This is a genomic window from Mucilaginibacter flavus, assembly GCF_030409315.1.
GTDB lineage: Bacteria > Bacteroidota > Bacteroidia > Sphingobacteriales > Sphingobacteriaceae > Mucilaginibacter > Mucilaginibacter flavus.
The window spans coordinates 101,294-124,072 of the sequence record NZ_JAUFPS010000035.1; the positions used below are offsets into that span (position 1 = coordinate 101,294).

Annotated in this window: 13 protein-coding genes; 4 read left to right on the plus strand and 9 right to left on the minus strand. The window is 43.1% G+C overall.

Annotated features, from left to right (window positions below; all coding sequences use genetic code 11):
- Window positions 1-14: 14 nt before the first annotated feature.
- Window positions 15-941: a formyltransferase family protein gene (locus QWZ17_RS16425; RefSeq protein ID WP_290306361.1), complete on the minus strand. Its 927-nt coding sequence runs from the start codon at window positions 939-941 to the stop codon at window positions 15-17.
- A 540-nt stretch (window positions 942-1,481) separates the two neighbouring features.
- Here QWZ17_RS16425 and QWZ17_RS16430 point away from each other — a divergent pair.
- From QWZ17_RS16430 to QWZ17_RS16445, 4 genes are read left to right on the plus strand one after another with little or no spacing between them, the layout of a single operon-like run.
- Window positions 1,482-2,069 carry a hypothetical protein gene (locus QWZ17_RS16430; protein WP_290306362.1) on the plus strand — a complete coding sequence of 196 codons (588 nt, stop codon included), beginning with the start codon at window positions 1,482-1,484 and terminating at the stop codon, window positions 2,067-2,069.
- Window positions 2,070-2,075: 6 nt separating this feature from the next.
- A complete protein-coding gene (locus QWZ17_RS16435; RefSeq protein WP_290306363.1) occupies window positions 2,076-2,735 on the plus strand; it encodes a hypothetical protein in 660 nt (219 codons plus the stop codon).
- Window positions 2,699-3,487, plus strand: coding sequence for a sensor histidine kinase (locus QWZ17_RS16440; RefSeq protein ID WP_290306364.1), 789 nt, complete (start codon window positions 2,699-2,701; stop codon window positions 3,485-3,487). Before QWZ17_RS16435 ends, QWZ17_RS16440 begins: the two co-directional genes overlap by 37 nt.
- A 6-nt stretch (window positions 3,488-3,493) precedes the next feature.
- Window positions 3,494-4,147, plus strand: a complete 654-nt coding sequence (locus QWZ17_RS16445; RefSeq protein WP_290306365.1) for a response regulator transcription factor — start codon at window positions 3,494-3,496, stop codon at window positions 4,145-4,147.
- Window positions 4,148-4,258: 111 nt separating this feature from the next.
- Here the strand turns inward: QWZ17_RS16445 and QWZ17_RS16450 are convergent, their stop codons facing one another.
- The 8 genes from QWZ17_RS16450 to QWZ17_RS16485 form a co-directional block, all read right to left on the minus strand.
- Window positions 4,259-7,057 (minus strand): outer membrane beta-barrel protein, encoded by a 2,799-nt coding sequence (locus QWZ17_RS16450; protein ID WP_290306366.1) that lies wholly within the window; start codon window positions 7,055-7,057, stop codon window positions 4,259-4,261.
- A gap of 238 nt (window positions 7,058-7,295) precedes the next feature.
- Window positions 7,296-9,500: an alpha-galactosidase gene (locus QWZ17_RS16455; RefSeq protein WP_290306368.1), complete on the minus strand. Its 2,205-nt coding sequence runs from the start codon at window positions 9,498-9,500 to the stop codon at window positions 7,296-7,298.
- A 14-nt stretch (window positions 9,501-9,514) separates the two neighbouring features.
- Window positions 9,515-11,554 carry an alpha-galactosidase gene (locus QWZ17_RS16460; RefSeq protein ID WP_290306369.1) on the minus strand — a complete coding sequence of 680 codons (2,040 nt, stop codon included), beginning with the start codon at window positions 11,552-11,554 and terminating at the stop codon, window positions 9,515-9,517.
- 369 nt (window positions 11,555-11,923) lie between these two features.
- Window positions 11,924-14,260 (minus strand): glycoside hydrolase family 95 protein, encoded by a 2,337-nt coding sequence (locus QWZ17_RS16465; RefSeq protein ID WP_290306370.1) that lies wholly within the window; start codon window positions 14,258-14,260, stop codon window positions 11,924-11,926.
- Between the two features lie 6 nt (window positions 14,261-14,266).
- Window positions 14,267-15,559 (minus strand): alpha-L-fucosidase, encoded by a 1,293-nt coding sequence (locus QWZ17_RS16470; RefSeq protein WP_290306371.1) that lies wholly within the window; start codon window positions 15,557-15,559, stop codon window positions 14,267-14,269.
- A gap of 428 nt (window positions 15,560-15,987) precedes the next feature.
- Entirely contained in the window at window positions 15,988-17,922 is a 1,935-nt protein-coding gene (locus tag QWZ17_RS16475; RefSeq protein WP_290306373.1) for an SGNH/GDSL hydrolase family protein, read from the minus strand.
- Between the two features lie 655 nt (window positions 17,923-18,577).
- Entirely contained in the window at window positions 18,578-20,455 is a 1,878-nt protein-coding gene (locus QWZ17_RS16480; RefSeq protein WP_290306374.1) for an alpha-1,3-galactosidase-related protein, read from the minus strand.
- A gap of 3 nt (window positions 20,456-20,458) precedes the next feature.
- Entirely contained in the window at window positions 20,459-22,741 is a 2,283-nt protein-coding gene (locus QWZ17_RS16485; RefSeq protein WP_290306375.1) for a glycoside hydrolase family 95 protein, read from the minus strand.
- Window positions 22,742-22,779 lie beyond the last annotated feature (38 nt).

Sequence of the window (22,779 nt, forward strand, 5' to 3'; positions counted from 1 at the left end):
TACCAGGCATCCCCTTATATTTTACTGATGAAGATTTGCCCTGTTTTTAAACCATAAAACCCCGCATGCCGGGCCGGGATATAGGTGTTATTCATATTAAAAAAATTGATGTTTAATACCTCATCGTTGATACAGGCTACACTAAAACCATGTTCTCTTATGGTGATTTTTCCCGGCGTTTCTTTGGTCAATTTGTTTGCGCCTTTTTCTGCGTCAAGTATTTTTAGTTCATACCCATTTATGAGCGTAATTGCTCCATTATTCCAGGAGTTGCACGCTTTAATTAAATCGAGTATTACTTTTGCTTCCATTTTATCCCAGTTAATCATTACATCTGCCAGTTGTGGTCTTTTGTAATAATTTGCTTCGGTTGCGTTCTGCGATATTTTATCCGTTATTTGTTTGGTTGCTATTTTTTCAATTATAGACAATACTCCCCCAACCTGTAACTCACTAAAAATCTGATTTATATAATTGTATGTATGGTATTCTTCGTTATTGATATTTTGTTCCCATACTATCGGACCACTATCGAGCGTATTTGTCATTTCATGAATAGCCAGTCCAATACTGCGTTCACCATTTTTTAGCTGCCAAAACACAGGCGAAGGCCCCTTATATTGCGGCAGTTTACCAAAATGTATATTGAAAATACCTTTTGGAACTCCACTTAGTTGTTCCACATCTACCTTATAACTGTAACCCGAAAAAAAGATAATATCCGGAGTATGCAATTGCTGCCATTGATAAATTTCGGCCGCATTACTTTCTGTATGCACAGCAATTCCTTTTGTCCTGCAAAGCGCCAATATTTCGTTAGCAGATACATCTGGCCTGCGGGATTTACCCAGATACAGTATAACCCCTGCTTTATTATAATCCCCTAAATAAGAAACCAGGGGCATGCAAATTTTAGAATTTGATACGATACCAATTTTCATTAACACTTAACAAAATTTATAGTTGATATTAGTTATATAACGGAGACTTTAAAGTCAGATACCGCTAATTACGGATTTCTCCAATGTACAACTCCACACTTTGATGGTTTAGGCTAATTAAGTTTACAACGGATTTGACTTGATTACTTCTCTGGTAAATATATGTTATTAAATATAATCTCCATATTATTCTTAAAATATTCCAAGAATCAACATAGGGCCAAAGCAACTAACTACAAACCTATCGTATTAAATATCTTATCAATGAATTAAACTGATCCTTAAGTACACCGTGCCTAACATAGGACATATTTTCGCACATTTAACGATATCTTACGAGGGAATAATTTTTCCTTTAAATACCAATGCCTTGTTAGTTACCTTTCGTTTGCTAAACAAATGTTAGTTTTAAAACACAAAGCAAAAACAGGGTATAATCAGCTTTTTTAACAGGTTTATTTAGGGGTAAAAAAAGGCGGGATATAAATTGTGTATCAGCATTTAAATAAGCATTTTCGAATCAACTTAAAAACAATTATCATGACAATAAAAATAGCCCTGATTACATTTGTTGTTGCTGCAATAGGTTTTAGCTCTTGTAAGCCAAACCAACAGTCTGCCATAACAGATGCGGCACCGGGTGCCATTAATGTAGATACCCTTACGTACGAAACGGCGCTTAGATATGTAAAAAACTATGAAAAACATGCCGGTACCGTTGATTCTTTAGATAGCAGAGGCGGCAAGCATAAAAATTCAAACAGCCGTTGCATCTGGTTTAGTTTAGCCCGCATGGATAGCCTTGTTCAAAGGGTAAGGCGTGAAGGGGGGGATGGCGTGCGCTTATACCTTGCCACCTATGATAGCACGTACAAAATTGATTACAGGGGCCACAAACCAGATAAAAAGTACTGGGGTTATAATACATTGGTAATGGTATCAACAAAAGATAGTGTAGGTGCGGGCGATAGTTTAACCTATCATGCAGATTACTACAAGAAAAAGAAAAAGCCTGGTCAAAACGGAGGCCCTGAAGGGTTTATTATTGGTAATCCGCCAGAAAACCGCGGTGAACAATGCCCTCCTCCTGTTACCTGCAGCAGCATTGGTGCAACCTTAATTAAATAAAACTAAATGATATTCATTACTATAAATACTGGTTCTGAATTGATATGCTTCCTGGCCGCCCTTATCTTTTTAATAAAGGATAAAGACCCGGCCTGGAAGCTGTTTATCCCCTACTTGCTGCTAACCTGTATAACCGAGTTTACCGGCGTGTATATGAACAGGATAGCTCATATATATAACTATCCATTATACAATGCTTTTTTATTATTTGAATGCGGTATTAACAGCTACATCTTTTACAACTTATACAAGCCTTACAAAAAAACGGGCAAATGGCTTATTGTGTGGTACTGCGCTTTTATAGTAATGTTTATTGCCGAACTATTTAGCACACATTTCACAACCTTTGTATCTACAACTGCCACCATAATGTCGGTAGTGTTTGTATTTGCCAGCTTGTATTTTTACTATTTGAAGCTGATGGACGAGAATTTTGAACCCCTCATGTTTTCGGCACCTTTTTGGTGGATTAGCGGAGTATTGTTTTTTTACTTTGGCAGCACGGCCTGCAACGTTTTTTTTGATTATCTTGCTAAATCGGCCATCATTATACACGGTCATTCTATCCGATATTATATATTTAACCTGTTGAATGTGATATTATACTCTTTTTGGTCATACGCTTTTTTATGCAGATATCTTCAGAGGAGATCATTTTCCTCATAGGGCTTACGTCCCTCATTTTCCTGATCGCGCCGCTATTTCTCATCATCTATATTGTTTCTTACAACCGTAAAAAAAAGAAACACCAGGAAGAGAAACTACTGTTGCAAAAAACCTACGAAAATGAACTGCTTAAAACCCAGGTTGAAGTGCAGGAGCAAACCCTTAAAACCATCGCCTATGATCTTCATGATAATATTGGGCAATTACTGAGTATCACCACTATTACCCTAAGCTCTATCAACCTGGATAATAAAGAAAAGGCGGCCGAAAAACTCGCCTTTATTGATGACCTTACCAACCGATCTATCAAAGAAGTAAAAGCCTTATCGCGGATGTTGCATGCCGAGGAATTAGTAAACCGTGGCCTTGCTGCTGCCATTGAGTTTGAATTAGAATGGCTAAAACGATCAGATAAGTTTAAAATTCACTTTGAAAAAGAAAATTTTGGCGCTTTCAGTAGTGATAGCGACAAGGAAACTATTGTTTTTCGCCTGTTCCAGGAGATTATAAATAACATTATACAGCACGCCCGTGCTACAGAAATTTTTATAACTTTAGAGCAGATTGAAAATGCCTTTAAGTTAATCATTCGTGATAACGGGGCAGGCTTTAATGTTGAGGAAACATTGAAACGCAAAACAGGAATGGGGCTTCACAATATAACGAAACGTGCTGCAATGATAGGTGGTATAGCCTCAATAACCTCAACCATAGGTAGCGGATCTGAAATTGTTGTAACTATATCCTATTAGATATTCATGCACCCCGAAAAAATTAATATTGCCATTGTTGACGATCACACGCTTTTCAGACAAGGGTTGGCCAGCCTGCTTACTGATTCTGACAAAATAAATGTATTGTTTGATGCCGAAAATGGCCAGGATATGATTAAAAAAATATCCTTAAACCCAATCCCCGAAGTAATATTAATGGATATAACCATGCCTTTAATGGATGGTTACGAAAGCACCAAATGGATTAAGCAAAACTATCCCGAAGTTAAGGTACTTGCCCTTAGCATGTTTGAGGAAGACAAACCTATTATCGGTATGCTTAAAAGTGGTGCCGGCGGCTACATGCTTAAACAATCAAAAGCAGGCGACCTTATAGACGCCATTACCGGCATTGCCAAACAATCCTTTTACATTAATGAACTTGTAAGCGGTAAACTATTACGCAACATCCAAAACAACCAGCCGCTGAAAACTCAGCAAGTTGAGGTTAATACCAATGAACTAAAATTTCTTGAACTATGTTGCAGCGACCTTACCTACAAACAAATAGCCGACGTCATGAACTTAAGTCCGCATACTATTGACAACTACCGCGAGGCCTTGTTCCAGAAATTTGATACCAAATCCCGAACTGGCCTTGTAATAGCCGCTTTAAAGCAGGATTTGATAAAGATATAAGAGCCTCACCTAAATCCACTCCAAAGGAGAGGACTTTAAAAGAATAGTTGAGAAGTTATTAAATCTTACAAATCAAAAGTCTCCCCTGAAGGGGAGATTTAGAGGGGCCCCCTACTCTATAAAACTACCATCCCCTCGCCTCTTCATCCGCTGGCCGTGGCGCATTAGCGAACCGCTCCATTTTTGGAGGTTTAACTTGGCGCTTAGCATAAAATAGCGGCTTTGGGCGTTGCTGAGTGTATTAGTTACCGAGTTTTCCGTAGTTACCTGGTTTACAAAGTTATTTTGTTTTAAAATATCAAATACCTGGAAGGTTATGGTGAGGTTACGTTTTCTAAAAAATTGCTTCTCGACAAACGCGTTAATCACCAACGGGTTACGGGTTAGGTTTTGAGATACCCCTTTAACAAAGTTTTTACTTGCATTATAACCAAAGGTGGCAGTACGCCCCTCTAAAAAGTAAAACTTACCATCAATTGCCAGCGCCGTAGTGCGGATGTTGGTATTTACAGAATGTGGCAGCGTGAAAAACGACTTAGCCACATCATAAGATACATAAGGATTAACCTCCACAGATTCGCTTGGATTAATCTGCGGACCAAAACGTTCGTTATAATGCCAGGTGGTGGTAAAGCTTTGCACATTGTTACTCATAGATACCCCGTGCCCGTAATTGATGGTTCCGTTTAACGACAGGTTGTATTTCCTATCATCAAACTGCTTGCTGATGTTGTAGTTACCACCAATAGTATAGCTGCCGTTCAGATTGATGTAATGGGTTTCGTTTTTCAAAGCGCCCAAAGTATCGGCAATCTGCACGGTATTGGTTACTATCTGATTTTTGATGAAGCTGATGTTAGCATTACCCGATACATTGAACTTCGAATCGACCAGGTAATTATTGTATTGAAAGTTGATAGAGTTGCGGAAAGAGGGCTTTAAATTAGGGTTACCTACCACCGGGTTTTGCGGGTTAGATTCGTCCCTTACCGGTTGGATCTGGTTAAATGAGGGCTCCTGCGGACTACCCGAATAGTTTACCGAAAACCGCTCCTGCTTCGACCACACATATTGAAACCGAGCTATCGGGATTAAATTAAAATTGCTACGGTGGGTTGATACAACGCCCCCGCTAATCTTGGTGCCATCCAATACGGTGGGCACCCCGGTAACGCCTAAAGATAGGTTGTATTTTTTTTCCTGTATGCGATAATTAAGGGCCAGGCGGGTTTCGGTAAAGGAATATTTAAAAACATTGCTCAATGAATCTACCAACGTTCGCCTGCCTGCCGAATCAATATTATAAGTATAAGCCTGGTTATCATAACTGCGCGAGTTTACCTGGGCATTAAACTCCAACTGCGAAACATCGCTAAGTGGTTCTACATAAGTAAAACTTGTTCTGAAATTTTTGCTGAGGTTGGTACGGCTGATGTAACGATGCACCAATGAGTCTTTCAAAACATTTGCTGTAGAATCCTGGTAATAAATAATATTGTTATCCTGTTCATTAACCGTTTCATTATCAGAATGAGTATAGCTTACCTGTAATGATAGGTTACGTTTAGGTTTTTTAAACAAATGCTGGTAAAACACCGTGCCGCCATAGCTTGGTACAGTGTTGTTGCTTTTGGTTATTCCCGAAATATCCTGGTGAATTAAACCGGTTTTAAAGTTTTGCGATGTATTTGACGAATTTGCACCCGAGTAACTGAAGTTTGGTGTCACTTTTAAATAGTTGGCGCTATCAATATTATACTCCAGCTCAAAATTTACGTTGTGCGTTTTATTGTTGTTTTGCGAATTGCTGTTGCGGATAAAATTGGTGGTTCCCAATGTACTAAACTGTTGCCCATCACTTTTATTGATGGAATTTACATCCCTGAAATTATAGTTATAGCTGGTATTGATCTGTATTTTTTTATTAAGGTAAGTACGATAGCTCACATTCGGGCCGCCTGTTTTAGTGGTACCGCCGCTGCCACCGCCTGTGCCACCGGTAACGCCATTCACGGTATTTACAAAGCTGCCAATAACGCCAATTTGCTCGTTACCGTTAATACGCTGAAAAAACAGGCGGTTATCAAACCTATCGTCGCTGCCAAACCCGGTTGTTAAACGCCCGGTATTCCCTACAGATCTGTCGGGCCGGGTGGTAATATTCAATACCTTTTGCGGGTCGCCATCTTTTATACCGGTGCGGGCGGCCTGGTCGCCATAATCGTCAATAATTTGTACTTTTTCAACAATATCGGCCGGCAGGTTTTGAATAGCCTGCGCAACATCGCCGCCTATGTAATCTTTACCATTTAAACGGGCCTTCACTACGGCCTGTCCCTGGTGAGTTACCGTACCATCTTTGGCTACTTCTACCCCCTCCATCTTTTTAATCAACTCATCTACAGTAGCATTAGGGCGTACCTTGTAATCGCTAGCGCGATATTCTACGGTATCGGTTTTATAGGTGATGCTCGGCTCGCCGTTAACAACAACCTCGCCCAACATATGCGATTGCGGCTTTAATGTAAAAGGATCAAGCTCCAAACTCCTGCTCTCGTCATTGTTCAGCATCTTGCGCACCACCGGCTGAAAACCAATACTGGTAACCGTAATTACAAACGTTGCCGATTTTACACTCCTGAAGGTAAATTTACCTGTTGGCCCGGTACTGGTAACCATACTGTCTTTCGCCGAAACCAATTTTACCGTAGCGCCTTCCAGCTTTTTACCAGCGGTATCTTTAACTACCCCAAAAACCTCTCTAAAAGGCAGCGGTCCATTTTGATCACGGGACTTGCGCTGTTGCCCAAAATTACCGTTGCCATTACCATTACCTCCCCGACGGTTTTGAGCATAGGCCATATTGGATAACATAATAACAGATAATAATAGGAGTAGCGTTTTTTTCATAGGGTAAGGCGGCAGTTTATCAGGTAAGTGATGGGGCTTATAAGTTTATAAAACTGTTAAGCCGACATTAAATACCTGCTGCCATAAAAGTACATACCACCTATTATTAATTATAACTTGTTGCATACATGTTACATAATAATGTTGTTACATGTTATTCATAATCCCTTAATCAATCCGCATAAAAAAGCCCGGATGCTTTGCGGCACCCAGGCTTACTTTACTAAATATCGGTTTGTTATTTTACCTCATCAAGTTCAATTACAACGCTTGCGCGGCCGCTATTAACATCGGGGTTAATGCCTACCGTCATCAGGAAATCGCCCGTAAAAGTAAGATCATTACCTATGGATGAATTGCTACCCGGGTAAAGGTTAATCTCTTTAAGCGAGTATTTTTTCTGCGGATCTAAACCTTTTAAACGGATGGGTACTTTAGTACCGGCACCATACCTGTTATTCACCAGATAATTAAACATAACCGCTTTTGATTTGCCATCATTTACATACATAATAGATGCCGCGTCATTATCCCAGGGGCTTTGCAAACGGTATTGATCGCCGTGCCAGATGGCGTCTTTTAAATAATCGTAGCTTTTAAGTGCGCCGTGTACATATGCCAAATCATTTTCGCTTAAACGGCCCACCACAATGTCGAAACCTAATTTACCCATCATAGCTACATCAGTACGGAATTTTAGTGGCTGCTTGCCCCAATCTGTTACGTGGTTACTGCTGGTGATGGCGGGATAAAAGAAGGAATATTCCCATTGGATAAATACCCTTTCTAAAGGCTCGGTATTATCGCTTGGCCAAAACTCTGTAAAGTATTTTAACGCGCCGTAATCAACACGACCGCCGCCGCCTGAACATAGCATTAATGGAACCTTCGGATATTTAGCACGTACCCTTTCCAATACCTTGTACAAGCCACGCACATAATCAACGTACAAATGTGATTGATCTTTCTTCAAATATGCCGAATAAGCGTTATAAATCACCGCGTTGCAATCCCATTTAATATAAGCCAGGGTTGGATTTTTAGTGAACAGATTATCAACTACACCGTACACAAAATCCTGCACCTGCGGATTAGTTAAATCAAGTACCAACTGGTTGCGGAAATATTTTTCAGGGCGATTAGGTTGTTTAATTACCCAATCCGGATGCTTCACGTACAAATCACTGGCAGGGTTAACCATTTCAGGTTCTATCCAGATGCCAAACTTTACGCCATTATTCGTAGCTTCCTTAACCAGGGAGCTTATACCATTAGGCAGCTTTTGTTTGTTCTCCTGCCAATCGCCTAAGCCGGCGTGATCGCCATTACGGGGATGGCTGTTGCCAAACCAACCGTCATCCAGCAAAAACATGTCAACGCCCAACTTCTTGGTGTCCTTCATCAGGTCGGCAAGTTTGGCCTCGTTAAAATCAAAGTAGGTAGTTTCCCAGTTGTTGAGCAGCGTTAACCTGTCGCCTTCGCCATTTACAATTTTGTATTTGCGTGCCCAGCGTTGTAGCTTACGGCTGGCATCGCCTTTACCGTGATCGCTGTAGGTGTAAACAAAAGCGGGGGTAGTAAAATCTTCGGCAGGTTTAAGGTGATATTCCGACGCGGAGTTGTTGATGCCCGCGATTACCCTCAGGTTATTAGATACATCCAATTCCAGGTCGATTTTAAAATTGCCCGACCATTCCAACGCGCCCAGCATTACTTTTCCTTCATCCTCGGTAGCCGGCTGATCCATAGATACCATAAACATAGAGTGTTCATACAAATTGGCACGGGTACCTAATTTACTATCAATGGTTTTAATGCCGTGGGTTAGCTTGGCTTCCTCTGGCTGCATTTCCATGGCCCAGTTGCCATGGTATTGTTTAAGCCAAAAGCCACTGCCCTTTAAATTAAGGTTGGCCGATGCAAATTTATTAAGTGTTACCAAACCCTTTTCATTATGTTTAATAACCGACCATTGTTCGGTAACATCTTCTTTAAAATAGGTTTTGTAATATAAAGTAACCTCAAACGGATAAGCAGGATCTTTCAGGTTGACGGTCAATAAACTTATATCATCATCAATTTTGGTAACGTTATGGCTTACATATACCAGGTTAAGCGATTTATTGCCATCGGCATGGGTAACGGTTATAGCCGGTTCTGCAAGGCTTGCCGAACCCGATGGCATATAAGCATCGTTCAATACGCCCGAATCATCGGCCTGTTTGTACTGGCTCAGGATGCTTTGATATTCGCCGGCATTGCCCAGCTTATGGCCAAAGTAAACCATCTTCAGGTTCTTTTCGCCATCGGTTTGCAGTACCAGGGCGTTGTTTTGAGTTTCAACTGGGATAGTTACAGTTTGCGCGTAGCTTGTTGCCGCTGCCAGCATGCTTGCCATAGTAAGGCAAACCGGCATGATCAGCTTTTTTTGTGTTCTTCTCACGGTTATGATATTGGTTATTTTTTAAGATCTAATTTGTATAAGGCAGCATCACTGCCATCGAGTTTAAAACTAAGCGTGCCGCCTAATACATCACCCTGCAACAATTCATGCAACTCATAAGAAGCGGTACCACTAAGGCCTAAACGCTGTGCGTGAAAGGCAAAAGTTTTAGGTTCTTTGCTATAATTAAACACGGCAATATAGATACTATTCCCTATTTTTTGAGTAAATATTTCTGAGGCATTTTCGCCGGTATTTCCCTCTATGGGTTTAAAGGCTTTCCCATTTTGAATAACTTTTAACAACTCGGGATTTTGATACCAGGCTTTGGCCCTATCACTCCATGGCCCATGTACCGAAAAATCATCACCCGTAATAAATGTGCCGGTAATTAACGCCGAAAGCAGCCTGGCCCTGTTAGTTCCTTCACTTTCTGTCGAAAGTACCACATGATCGGCATCAATATAATTATACAGATAAGTTTGCCACCAGCCGTAGGTAACGCTGTTTAGGGTATATTGCGTGTTATCAATACTTTTAAAAGCATCGCAGGCTATTCTGCGTGTGTGCACATATCTGCCGGTGGCCAAACTTGGCGAAATAGCCGCGTAAATGAGCATCTGATCACCTAACTGACCGATCAAATGTTCCATCCCTTTGCGGTAGGCCTGCATGCCGGTAGTTACCGTTGGATCATAAAAATGAGTTGATTCGGTAGTGGCATGACCCAGGAAATCTATCTTGATCATTTTAAAACCACACTCTCTTAGCTTGCCTATCACCAGGTCGATGTGTTGCAGGGTGGCTGGGTGTGTAGGGTCTACCGCACGGGCACCATCAATATCGTTGTAGCCGGTGCCAACTTTTGTCCAGGTTTCGCCATAATTATATTGAGTGCCAGCTACTTTACGGTCGGGACCGCCTTTCCAGCCCCAGTCGGTAAACGGCGCCCAGTATACGCCGGGTTGCAGGCCTTTGCTTTTGCAGTAGTCAGCAAACTGCTTTAATCTGGTGTAATCGCCCTCCAGGCCGCCTTTCAGCATAAAATCCCAGTACGAATCCAGGTCGATAAAAGCGGTATTACCGGTGCGGAAAGCGGGGATACTATCGGCGAAAAAATCGGCAACTTTGGTGGCTTTTTCGTAGGTAAGTTTTTCCTGCATTACGCCCCAGCTGTTCCAACCAACGGGCGTGGGTTTTGTCCAGTTAAAAACAAAGGGAGGTTCGGCAATGCGGTTGGCTTTGGCGTATGTTTCCATCCCGGTGCGCCAATCGTCAAAATAACCAATAAAAATTTTAGGCGATGCCACCACACTGCCTTTAATCTCACCATGTTCTATATGATCGCGGGTTACGCTTAGGTCTGTATAACCGGCCCATGCTACTAATTTATTGCCCACATCGGCTTTTGATACACTGCGGATACCTGTTTTCCAAACCTCGTGTTCAACAGAGCCAACCACGTAGCCATTGCGCGAATTATTATCATATATCGCGCCCACCTCGGCACTTACATTGGTAAACGGCGCCTTAAACTCCTTGGCATTGTAACGGATAAAAGTATCATTATCAAAAGGTACAAAAATGCTGCGCGCATCGCCGGTAACCACGGGAATATTGGCTGAAAATGGAATAATGGAATTGCTGCTGAGACCTTTGCCTGACAATACAATCTGCGTAAGGAAAAATTGCCTGCCGGGATAAGTGTAAAACACCTGCTCTGTTTTGGGCAAATGATTACCTGTTAGGATAATCACATGCTTTTCGCCTTTACCAAAGCCGTCGGCAATAGTGTTTTTGCTGTACTTTCTAACTAAGTTATCCTTGGTAGATGCTGTGACGCTATTTATTTTAAAGGTTGAACTTACATGTGAAAAAATAGCGGTTTTGCCTTTGTAAACATTGTACTCGCCGGTTTTTAAATCGTAAACAATGGAGTTACCGTTGCCATATGGAATGGTAACCGTTGTGCTTTGTTTATGAGGGGATGCAAGGGTAATGAGGGGTAACATTACCACTTGCAGGATGAATGTGAGTTTTAAAAGTATCTTCATTTATTGTGTCTGTTTTTAACAACCAATAGTCATTGCGAGGTACGAAGCAATCTCTACATAGGCAAAACGGCTCTGCTTTTTCGCTCTGTATGGTTGGAGATTGCTTCGTACCTCGCAATGACATTTTTATTATTTAGGGCTATATATCAGACTTACGAAGTTTTAAAAACTTCGTAAGTCTTTCGCACAAAGCCTATCTTATTCCGGGGCTTGTCGCTTTTCAAATCCCCTCTTGAGAGCAGGGCGCGTGGGACTAAGCGTATGCAGGGGTGTGTTATGCTGCGTTCAAATATCGCTTGCATAACACACCCCTCCGTCCCTCTCAAGAGGGATTCGCACGGGCCCGCGCTTTTTGTTATCGTCCCTCCCCTACACCTTCTGCGCCATTACTTCCTTCATCACACCGTTAACTTTTATTTTAACCTTACGTGGCGTAGTTGAGGTAACATTGTAACTGGTTACTTTGCCATCTTTCCATTTAAAATCAACGGTAAAATTACCACGGGCACGTAAACCTTTTACTTCGCCGGCGGGTTTCCAGCTATCCGGGATGGCGGGGATGAGGTTGATATAACCTTCATGACTCTGGATCAGCATTTCGGCAATACCGGCTGTGGTACCAAAGTTTCCGTCAATCTGGAACGGCGGACCGGCAGATAACAGGTTTGGATAGATACCGCCACCTGCACCATAATTGATACCTGTGCTGGTGGTTGGTTTCATGATTTCGGTAAACAGTTTATAAGCGCGATTACCATCGTGCAATCTTGCCCAAAACAACAGCTTATAGGCTATCGACCAGCTTGGGCCGTCATCACCGCGTACATCCAGGGTTTTCTTAGCGGCAGCGGCCAGTTCGGGTGTGCCATCGGCTGTAATTTCTGATGCCGGGTAAACACCATATAAGTGCGAAATATGCCTGTGATGTTCGTCGGTTTGTTGATAATCTTCCAGCCATTCCTGTATGCGGCCATCTTTGCTGATGATGCCTGCCGGTGGAATTTGTTTTAGTCTTGCTTCCAAAACTTTTCTGAAATCCGCGTCGACACCAAGCGTTTTAGAGGCGCTGATTACGTTGGTAAATAACTCGCGCATAATCTGGTTATCAATGGTTGCGCCAATGCAGATACTGGCGTGGTTACCACTGCCATCGGGCATCATAAAGCTATTCTCTGGCGATGATGATGGCGCTGTTACCATGTAACCACTTTTAGGATCTTTCACCAAAATACTGCTGTAAAATTGCGCCGAACCTTTCAATATCGGGTAAATGCTTTTCAGGTAATTTTTATCGTTGGTGAAAGCGTAATGATCCCAAATATTGCTGCATAACCAGCCCGAACCCGCTTTGGTTACGCCCCAGGAGGCGCTTTCGCCGGGTTCGGTCCATCCCCATACGTTGGTAATTACGTGGGCCACCCAGCCATCGGCATTATAATAAGCCTTAGCGGTTCGTTCGCCGTTTTTTTGCAGACCGCGCACCAGTTCAACCAAAGGCAGGTTCAGTTCAGACAGGTTAGATACCTCTACCGGGAAATGGTTCATCTGCACGTTAACATCAAGATGGTAATCGCCATTCCAGGGTGTATGCACCTCGTTGGCCCAAAGCCCTTGCAGGTTTGGTGGTAATAAACCAACTCGCGTACTGCAAATGCTCAGGTAGCGGCCAAACTGATAAAACAATACCGGTAAGCCTTTATCATCCGCGGGTGCTTTGTGAAAGCTTACCAGGCGTTGATCTGTAGTTTCTTTATCATCGGCACCGCCCAGGTTAATACTTACCCGGTTAAACAGTTTTTGAAACTTAGCTATGTGCTGCTGCTTTTGCAAAGCGTAAGGTTTATTGAGGGCGGCAGCTAAATTCTGCTCCATTTTAGCTTTAAAGCCCGGACTCCTGAAATCGGTAGTGGCCGATACGTAAATGATCACTTCGGTAGCATCCTTAATCACCAGGCTATTATCGGTGGTAGTTAATGTACCGCCCGTTAATTTAGCTTTTACGTTGGCTATGTATTGCATGCCATTGCCATCCGTGCCATTATCTAAACGACCTTCCATTTGCAGCGTGTTGCCGACAATGCTGGTTTTGGATCGCTCGGCACGATTTATACCGATGCTTAAATTCAGCATACGTGGCTTATCTGCCGTAAGGCGAATTATGTCTACATCATCGCCGAAACTGGTAAAATATTCACGTTTGTAGGTTACGCCATTAACGGTGTAATTGCTTTTGGCTACGGCATTATCTAATGATAATTCGCGCTGGTAATTTCCAAATTTTGCGGCATCAGCGCCTTTGTAATCAAAGTCGATATTCAAATCGCCGAGGGTTTGAAAGCAACCCCATTGCCTGCCGCCAGATCCCGGGCCTTTACATACAAAGTCCTTATCAATAAGCGCCTGTGCTTCCACATTTTTACCTGCCAGTAAAAGCGCTTTAATTTCGGGCAGTTTTTTGTAGGCATCATAATTATTGGCGTCCTGTTCTGAGCCCGACCATAAGGTGATATCATTCAGCACAATTTTTTCATGGGCTACGCCACCGTCGGGCATCATCCCTAAACGGCCATTACCCAGGGGCAGGGTTTCTTCCCAGCGCGATGCCGGTTTATCATAGTGCAGGGTAAGCGGCTGTTTTTGCGCTAATGCTGCAACCGAGATTAATAAAAACGCCGTTGTAGCGGGTATAAAGCTTTTAAGTTTCATTTAAGTTTATGATTTTATTACGGGGATGTCTAAAGCGTTCACATCCAGTTCCAGTACAATTACAGAACAATTTTCGTCGGGCAAAGTAGCGGGCAACTCTATATGGTACCCCTTACTATCCGATTTCATGGCAACCACATTACCATTTAAAAAATATGATTTTAAAACTTTGGCATTAGGCAACAGCGGAATATCAAGCGTGCTATCCTTGCGCTGAAAAACATTGATGTAAATTTTGTTGCCGCTGCGGGTCGCGCCATATTCGGCAGTGGGCACATAGGGGCCGCCTTTGGTACCATAAATGGCTTCGCCGTTTTGCTTTAACCAAGTACCCATTTCTTTTAAACGCGCAACCTGCCTTGCCTCCATATGGCCATCCATTGCCGGCCCAACGTTAAACAACAGGTTACCATTACCCGATGCAGATGTTACCAGGGTTTGGATACATTGCTTTAATGATTTCATCTGGTCGTTTGGTTTCCAGGCCCATTGGTTGCAAATGGTGATGCAGCTTTCCCAGGCCTCATCCATATTAAGTTTGCCAATGGTTTGCTCGGGCGTTAAAAAATCGCCCACGGCATCACCACCCAATTTATCGCTTATTTTACCCAAACGGTTATTTACAACCACATTAACATTCACGCTTTTAATGTATTCGTAAATCTCTTTGCCATCGGCCTGCGTCCATGGTTTTTCCCAGTAGCCATCAAACCAAAGCATAAAGGGATGATATTTGGTGATCACCTCTTTCAACTCGTTTTTCATGCGGGTTTTAAAAGCAGTCATATCGCCGGGGCGGGCATTTATTTCCGGGTGATGCGGGTTATCAATAGGATAATCCTTATCGTGCCAGTCAAGCACAGTACAATAGATGCAAAAAGTCATCCCCTGGCTTTTGCAGGCACGGGCCAGTTCGCCAACTATATCACGTTTAAATGGCGATTTGGATACATTATAATCCGAAAACGCGCTTGGCCACAGCAAAAATCCATCGTGGTGTTTAGCGGTGATTACCAGGTATTTCATACCGGCATCCTTGGCCGCTTTTACCCAGGCATCAGCATTAAATAAGGTAGGATTAAACTCTTTGTACAGGTTATCATAATCATCTTCGGACACCTGGTCATTACGGCTCCAGCCAATTTCGGTTCCGCGCTGCGTAACCGGGCCAAAATGAATAAACATCCCAAACCGTTTATCCATAAATTCATCAACCGCCGCTTTAGGCGTTTTGAGCTGGCCAAATGTCAAACAGGTGCTTAATAAAAAGGCTGTTATCAGCCCTACTTTTCTTTTCATATAGTTTAAGTTAGATTAGGTTGATTAAGTTGGATTGAGTTGATTGAGGAGCTGCTTAAATTTATTTAAATACTTCATTTACCCCATTGAACACATACACAGCCGTCATTGCGAGGTACGAAGCAATCCCCGATCCACAGAGTCACCGTGCAAATCCGCTCTGTAATTGGGGGATTGCTTCGTCGTTCCTCCCCCCCATGACAAGTTGTAAAAAACAAAGAGGGCTGTCAGTCTGAGCCTGTCGAAGACTCGCGCGCAGAGGCCTTCGCCCGCGTGCTTCGACAAGCTCAGCATGACCCCATTTTTTTTTGATGCTGTCATATCCACTTTCAAAGCCCGCCGGTTTTATTCCTCGCAATGACGATCTTTTTATCATTTTTAAACAGACTATTATTTGCATAACCAAACTATTCAACCACTCAATCAACTCACTTCCCCACAAAAAAATTAACTATTCTACAGGCATTACCTTTACTTTGGTTATTTTTTTTGTCGCTTATTTTTATTTTAATGGTGTGGTTACCGTTGGGCAGGTTATCGGCCAGCAGGTGATAAACGCCCAGGTGAATCCAGCTGTAAAACTCGGTTAACAGGTCGAGGTCTTTGTAAGCTCCGCCATCAACCGAATAGGATATGATCCCGGCGTCCGGTCCGGCTACAACAGCTATGCCGGCGGCTGTACCTTTAAACGGCAGGGTTAGTTCGCTGCCGGGTTGGGTAGCTATCAGCATGGGCACATCAACAAAACCAGGGCGGGTTGAAAGACCATCGCGCGGGTTCCATTTCGGGTCTATGGACCAGCCCTTACCCAATTGCGCGTTATTAATATTGTAGTAGCTGCCGTTGTTATAGCTGGCTTTATCAATTGGCTTTGGCAGGTTGGTTTTTACCGGTTGTTTATAGTCTGCCGCAACACATTCCTGCAGCAGGGTTTTCATGGTTTCAAAGTACAGTTCCTGCCCATGATACCAGGGATGAATATCTTTAAAATCATCGGCCCAGGTTAGCTCCTTGTTTTTGATCTTATCATTTACCTCGAGCGCCAGGTTAACATAAGGCAGGTTGTAATGATCGGCCACTAACTGGTGGTTCAATAATTCGGGCGATACTTTCCCTTTAGCATAATTGTCCATCTTTTGCGGATCAACAAAGGCCATCATAATCACATCCATCATGGGGTTGCTTAGTTTGGCATGGCGTACAATACCTTCCAACGCGCGCACTTGGGTAGTACTATCGGTACCACGATCATTAACGGCAGCTTCTAAAAACATCAGGTCGGTTTTACCGCTATCCAAAATATCACGTTGTACCCTAAAGGCATGCGGCAAACTGCCCAGCGATGGGATGCCAGCCGCTATAAAATGGAAATCAGTTTCGGGGTAAGTTTCTTTGAGGTATTTACAGATCTTATCGCGCCAGCCGGGATTAAACGTAATAGAACCGCCCAGAAAAGACACGGTAGCTTTCTTTTTAACCGTTACCGCGTAGTAAAAATTATTTAAGCCGCCCGCGGTTTTAACATAATCGGCATAGGGTAATATTTTTTGAACCGGGTACGAGTTATTGTAAATGAAATCGGCATAATACGCCGGCCTGTCTACCGTAAAATGGTGCCCCTGCAACTCCAGCGGACCTTGCGTTATGGGATGAATGCTGATAGGGCCGCCCAGGGCGATATACCGTTTAGCTAAAATATCGCTATTCTCGGCAGGTGGGGCAAGTTTGTCTTCCAGGCTAATGGTATGCAAAATTGGCACACGGAAGGATGCCAGGCCTTCCAGGTTATCTATCGGGTTATCATTATAAGCTACAGCCTGTTCTTCGGTAAAATGGTAAACCTGTTTCAGCTCGTTCCATGAACCCGCATCGCCAGGGCTTTTTAGTTTACCAGCGGGCCAGCTTTTAAAATCGCAAACCGGGGTTTCGGCGTAAATACAGGTAACTTTATCGGGGTTTCGTTTTGCCCATGCATAAGCGTATAAGGCTCCCCTGCTTACCGCCTCAAGCGCTGCTTTAGTAGCAAAGCCGTGTTTACGGGTAAGTTCGGCATAAAAAGCTTCATAGGCGTTCATAGCTGATGGCGCGCCGTATTGGTTATCTACATTAATAAAAGCAACATAAAATCCCTTGGCAAGCAGGATATTGTCCATCTCGGTATGCCAATCAGGAAAAGACGTACGCCAAACCCAGGGATTACCAGGTAGTGGATGCGCAGGTTTAACGTAATAAGCATCATGACCCGCTACACTCATTTGCACCTTTTCAAAACCATTCCAAAGGGTGTTTTTTTCCTGGGCTTTTACAGATGCAAAACCAAGGGTTAAGAGTAGTAAAATAACAGTGTATTTACGTTTTAACATTGACTATTCTATTATTGATAAATGAGCTAATTGGTTTAATTTATTGGTGTTTTGCCCCAACAAATATTCCTGAACTATGACATAGCATGGCCCGGGATAGATGTTATAAAAGCGCTTCATTTACCTGAATTTGTTATTATTGGTTAGGGTAAATGTATTTGCTTATTGGCTTTCAAAAAATGGATAAAGCCTTTAAAAAGATGGATAATCCGCTGATAATTTATTAATAAGATACGCTCTGTACTTTGGCGACGACTCACCCCGACATCGCTACGCTCGTCTGCCCCTCTCTCCGACTTCGTCGCATAGAGGGGCATGGAATTTTTTGCATTATTTCCCCTACCCTCTTTGCGGCTTTAGCCGGAGAGAGGGTGGTCCAGCGCAGCGTAGACCGGGTGAGTCGTCCCTTGGTTAGTTCATACTATGCTCATAAACCATATCAGGGAAATCCGTTTTTCAAACCCAGCTATGCAATTTGGGCTAAGGCCACCTTTATATTTATTTTCTTTAACGGCAATGAGTTAAGAAAATCAACTTTGAAAGCTATCTGAAAACTCATTGCCGTCCCATTTATGGGGCGGAAAAAAAGCAATAAGCAAAATGGCTTTAGCCCAAAATGCGCTATAAAATTCTAAAAGCGATTTCCCTGTAAACCCTATCTCTTTTCAACACTTATCTTATTATCCGATACCTCCGTATTAACACAATCTTTAAACTTTACTAAATCCTCCGCTTTTTTCAATGCGTCTGAAAGGTTGAAATAATTACCGGTTACCTTAATGTTTGATGTACTTTTCACCGATACCGCAGTTGAAGCTTGCAACTGAAACCAGTTACGGGCAACTACAATATTGCTATGCACTTTTTGGGGAGCATCCAAAGTGTTTTCCGGTTCAATAAGCACAACAGGTTCACCACATAAATTAAATTTATTATTGCTGATGAGCATATTGTTCACCATGCCCGATTCATACCAGCTCGCGGCATCATCGGCTACCGAAATGGCGCTGTTATGGGTACGCAGAAAAACATTGTTTTCGATAACAGATTTACGGCGGGTAGTTACCAGCACGCCCCGGGTAGGGATTTGCGCTATGGTATTTTGGTGAATCCAAACTTCGGGCGTCCAGGTTATGTTTTCGATAACATCTGTCGAATCGGGGCTTTGGCTTACCGCGTTTTTCAACGTAAGCAGGATATCTTTATCATTTACCCGTTTTACTTCTGTTACCACATTTTGCGCGTATTGCAGCAATGTTTTGGAATGAATAAAGCCTACGCTATCCCCTACCACAAAAGCCTCAAAACCAAAAGTTTGCCCATGCATAAAGCGCAGCAAAACCTGGTTAGGTTTTGGCGTTTCAACAATACGCAGGTAGGTACCATGGATATTGACAGCATCATCATTAGCGCCCGATAAATACGAATTGCTGATAATGATCTTACCCCTACACCCCGAAAAGTGCAAAATATCTGCCCAGGCCGAGCAGGTGCGACCGGAACCAACCGCGGGTTTTACCAATACAGAATCGAGCGAGAGATTTTGACAAAACTGGCTTACCACACCCATGCCGTGCATAAAGTTGATGTGGATATTTTTTAATTGCAGATTTTTGCTGCGCACTAAAAAGATGCCGCTGCAATCGCGGGTGATATCCCTGCTTTGATAAATAAAATTTTGTACAAAGCCAGGGTTGGTTTTAAAATATACCCGTACCTGGTTTTTACCGGTTTCGGCATACTTTAAGTTGTCCATGCTGATGTCCTTGCGTTGCAATTCGTTGGTTTGCGTATTCAACTCCTGCCACAACCAGATTGGTTTACAACGCCAACCCTCCCCTTCCCAGGTGAGCAGGCTATCTTTGATGCTGTATTTTGAGTCGGGATGAATTTGCAGATCGGCATAATCAGCACTGGTTTTCAATATCTTTAATTCAGATACTGTAGGGCGTTTATAATCATAAGTAATGCCATGTAAACTAATGTTCTGGCTATGATCAACACAGGTTTCTATCATTTTACCCCGCATCAAAAACTTAGCGCCGTTGGCTTCAATATCTACATATTGTGAGCTATCAATATAAACCGCTATAGCTTTGGGCGTATAGGCATCATCATTGGTGTTGGTAATAAAAAGCTGTTTTTTAAAACTTGTTTCGGGGTAAAAATTATAAGTACCCGGCCCAAACATCACTTTCACATGTTTTTCGCTATTGCCATAGCCAACTAAAAATAAAGACTCCCTGATATCGCCGCCCCCGGTAATGATAACCCTATCACCGGCGGTTAAGGCAATCCTATTTACATGCGCAAATGTTTTCCAGGCCTTTTGCGGAGTTGAGCCGGCATTGTTATCATCGCCCTTAACCGGGTTTACGTAATAAGCTGCACTTCCTTTTGAAGCAACCCGTTGGTTAACACCATGGTAACCAACGGCCGATTGAGCGGATGCACGCGCATGCCAGGCAAGCATAAAAACAGATAGTAGCAAATAACTGTAGCGCGGAAATGCAGCGCGATAAACTGTAGCCATTATTTAGTCGATACTTTTAAAGACGTAAGCCTTACCAACCTGGGTTTGGAAACTGTATTGGTGATCGGCGCCGGTTGTGCCTACATTAATACCTGCAAAATCGGCTTTCAAAGCGTTTGGAACACGCAATTTACAAATGCCGCCGGCGCGTGATTTAACAATAAGCCTGGTAACTTTATCGTCTTTCCAATCCATAGATATTTCAAAATTGCCACGGGCTATTAAACCTTTCACATTGCCGGTTGGCCATGCTTTTGGCAAGGCAGGCAGTAGCTGAATTTCATCGGTTTGGCTTTGCAGCAGCATTTCGGTAACACCGGCTGTATAGCCAAAGTTACCATCAATCTGAAACGGCGGGTGCGCGCAGAATAAATTAGAATATACGCCGCCGCCCTCATCGTAATTAACACCCGACTTGCCAACAAGGGTAATAAAATTGTTCAGAATTTTATAAGCGTGGTCGCCGTCCTGCAAGCGTGCCCAAAAGTTCATTTTCCAGGCCATCGACCAGCCAGTTGATATATCACCACGCGCGGTTAAACTCACTTTGGCTGCCTGTGCCAGCTCGGGCGTTTTTATGGTACTGATCTGTTTACCCGGATGCAGGCCAAACAGGTTTGATGAATGGCGGTGCTTATCGTTAGGATCGTCCCTATCGGTTTCCCATTCCTGTAGCTGGCCCCATTTGCCAATTTTAGGTTTAAGCAGATGTTCGCGCATATCGGCCACATGATCGCGGTAACTTTTATCGGTACCTAAAATATCGGCAGCCTCTACGTAATTGGTGAACAGGTCATAAACAATAGCCTGGTCATAAGTTACGCCATCCTCGGTAGGTCCATGCTCCGGCGACCATCCCAGCGGCGATACCAAAGTACCATCAAGGCGGCGTTTTAAATGATCGTCCCAAAACTCAACTATCTCTTTTAATATAGGGTAGGCAAAAGTTTGCAGGTAGTTTTTATCCCTGGTAAAAGCATAGTGCTCCCAAATTCCCTGGGCATACCAGGCGCTGCCGGGCGTATTCCATAAATAACTGCCGCCGCCAAAAACGCCATTTTCAGTTTTTACCGTCCAACCGCGAACGCCGGGGTATTCTTTTTGTGTACTTACCTTTCTTGCTTCGCGAATACTATTGATATAATCGAGATAAGGGATATGGCTTTCAGACAGGTTGGTTGGCTCGGCCAGCCAGTAATTCATTTGTATGTTGATGTTGGAATGATAATCGCTGCGCCATGGCGGGTTATTGCTATCGTTCCAAAGGCCTTGCAGGTTGGCCGGCAAGCCGCCTTTGCGCGATGAGTTGATAAGCAGATATCTGCCATATTGAAATAGCAAAGCTTCCAACTGCGGGTCAGCTTGTTTATGATAATTTGCCAGGCGCGAATAAGTTGTTGCCGATGTAATATCTTTAGGCGTTTGCCCCAGGCTAAGATCCACACGATTGAACAAACCCTGGTAATCTGCCACATGAGTACGCAATAACTCATCGTAAGTTTTAAGCGATGCGGCAGCCAGATCACGTTTTATTTTAGTTGCTGGTGCTTCGCCGCACCAGTGTTGGTCACGTTTGTTGCTGTAATCCGTTGCCGCCGAAAGAAGGATGGTAAATCCATCGGCACTGCTGATATTTAGTTGCGAACCGCCTTTGCCGTCGCTTTCTACCTTAGCGGTACCGCCTTCTGTTTTTACTACTATTGATGCCTGGTAAGCCAGGCCGTTTACTAATTTACCTTCAAACTGTAAACCTTTACTACCGCCTGTTACCTTTGAGCCATGCGCATCTGTTAAACCAATAATAGCCGAGTAAGCTGCTTTTCTATCTGCAGTAAAATGCAGTACCATTACTTTATCCGGCAAGCTGCAAAAGTATTCCCGCTTGTAAGTAATGCCTTCATCGGTGTAAGCTATACGTTGCACAGCCTGGCTAATATCCAGCTTACGGGTATAGTTGGCAGGGATGGCCATGCTGGTATCTTTACCTTTAAAGCTGATGAAAAGATCGCCAAAATCCTGGTAGGCGCCGGTATCTTCTTCGTCGCCGGTCCACAGGCTGATCTCATTAAACTGGATATGTTCCTGTGCCACGCCGCCAAAAACCATCCCTCCAAAGCGCCCGTTACCCATGGGGTAAGCTTCGGTCATCCAGGTTTTGGCTGGCTTATCGGCCCAAATGGTTAAATCTTTTCGGGGTAGTGTAGCATGCTTGTTTTGCGCTTTTACTGTTTTTGCAGCACAAAAACCAAGCGTTAAAATGGTAATACAAAGTATCTTTTTAATCATGTTTGGTTTAAATTGAATGTCTTAAATATCTATATAAA

Bases quoted from the DNA above. Each gene is read 5' to 3' on its own strand.
- QWZ17_RS16425 (WP_290306361.1), bottom strand. From the start codon at position 941: ATGAAAATTGGTATCGTATCAAATTCTAAAATTTGCATGCCCCTGGTT.
- QWZ17_RS16430 (WP_290306362.1), top strand. From the start codon at position 1,482: ATGACAATAAAAATAGCCCTGATTACATTTGTTGTTGCTGCAATAGGT.
- QWZ17_RS16435 (WP_290306363.1), top strand. From the start codon at position 2,076: ATGATATTCATTACTATAAATACTGGTTCTGAATTGATATGCTTCCTG.
- QWZ17_RS16440 (WP_290306364.1), top strand. From the start codon at position 2,699: ATGCAGATATCTTCAGAGGAGATCATTTTCCTCATAGGGCTTACGTCC.
- QWZ17_RS16445 (WP_290306365.1), top strand. From the start codon at position 3,494: ATGCACCCCGAAAAAATTAATATTGCCATTGTTGACGATCACACGCTT.
- QWZ17_RS16450 (WP_290306366.1), bottom strand. From the start codon at position 7,057: ATGAAAAAAACGCTACTCCTATTATTATCTGTTATTATGTTATCCAAT.
- QWZ17_RS16460 (WP_290306369.1), bottom strand. From the start codon at position 11,554: ATGAAGATACTTTTAAAACTCACATTCATCCTGCAAGTGGTAATGTTA.
- QWZ17_RS16465 (WP_290306370.1), bottom strand. From the start codon at position 14,260: ATGAAACTTAAAAGCTTTATACCCGCTACAACGGCGTTTTTATTAATC.
- QWZ17_RS16470 (WP_290306371.1), bottom strand. From the start codon at position 15,559: ATGAAAAGAAAAGTAGGGCTGATAACAGCCTTTTTATTAAGCACCTGT.
- QWZ17_RS16475 (WP_290306373.1), bottom strand. From the start codon at position 17,922: ATGTTAAAACGTAAATACACTGTTATTTTACTACTCTTAACCCTTGGT.
- QWZ17_RS16480 (WP_290306374.1), bottom strand. From the start codon at position 20,455: ATGGCTACAGTTTATCGCGCTGCATTTCCGCGCTACAGTTATTTGCTA.
- QWZ17_RS16485 (WP_290306375.1), bottom strand. From the start codon at position 22,741: ATGATTAAAAAGATACTTTGTATTACCATTTTAACGCTTGGTTTTTGT.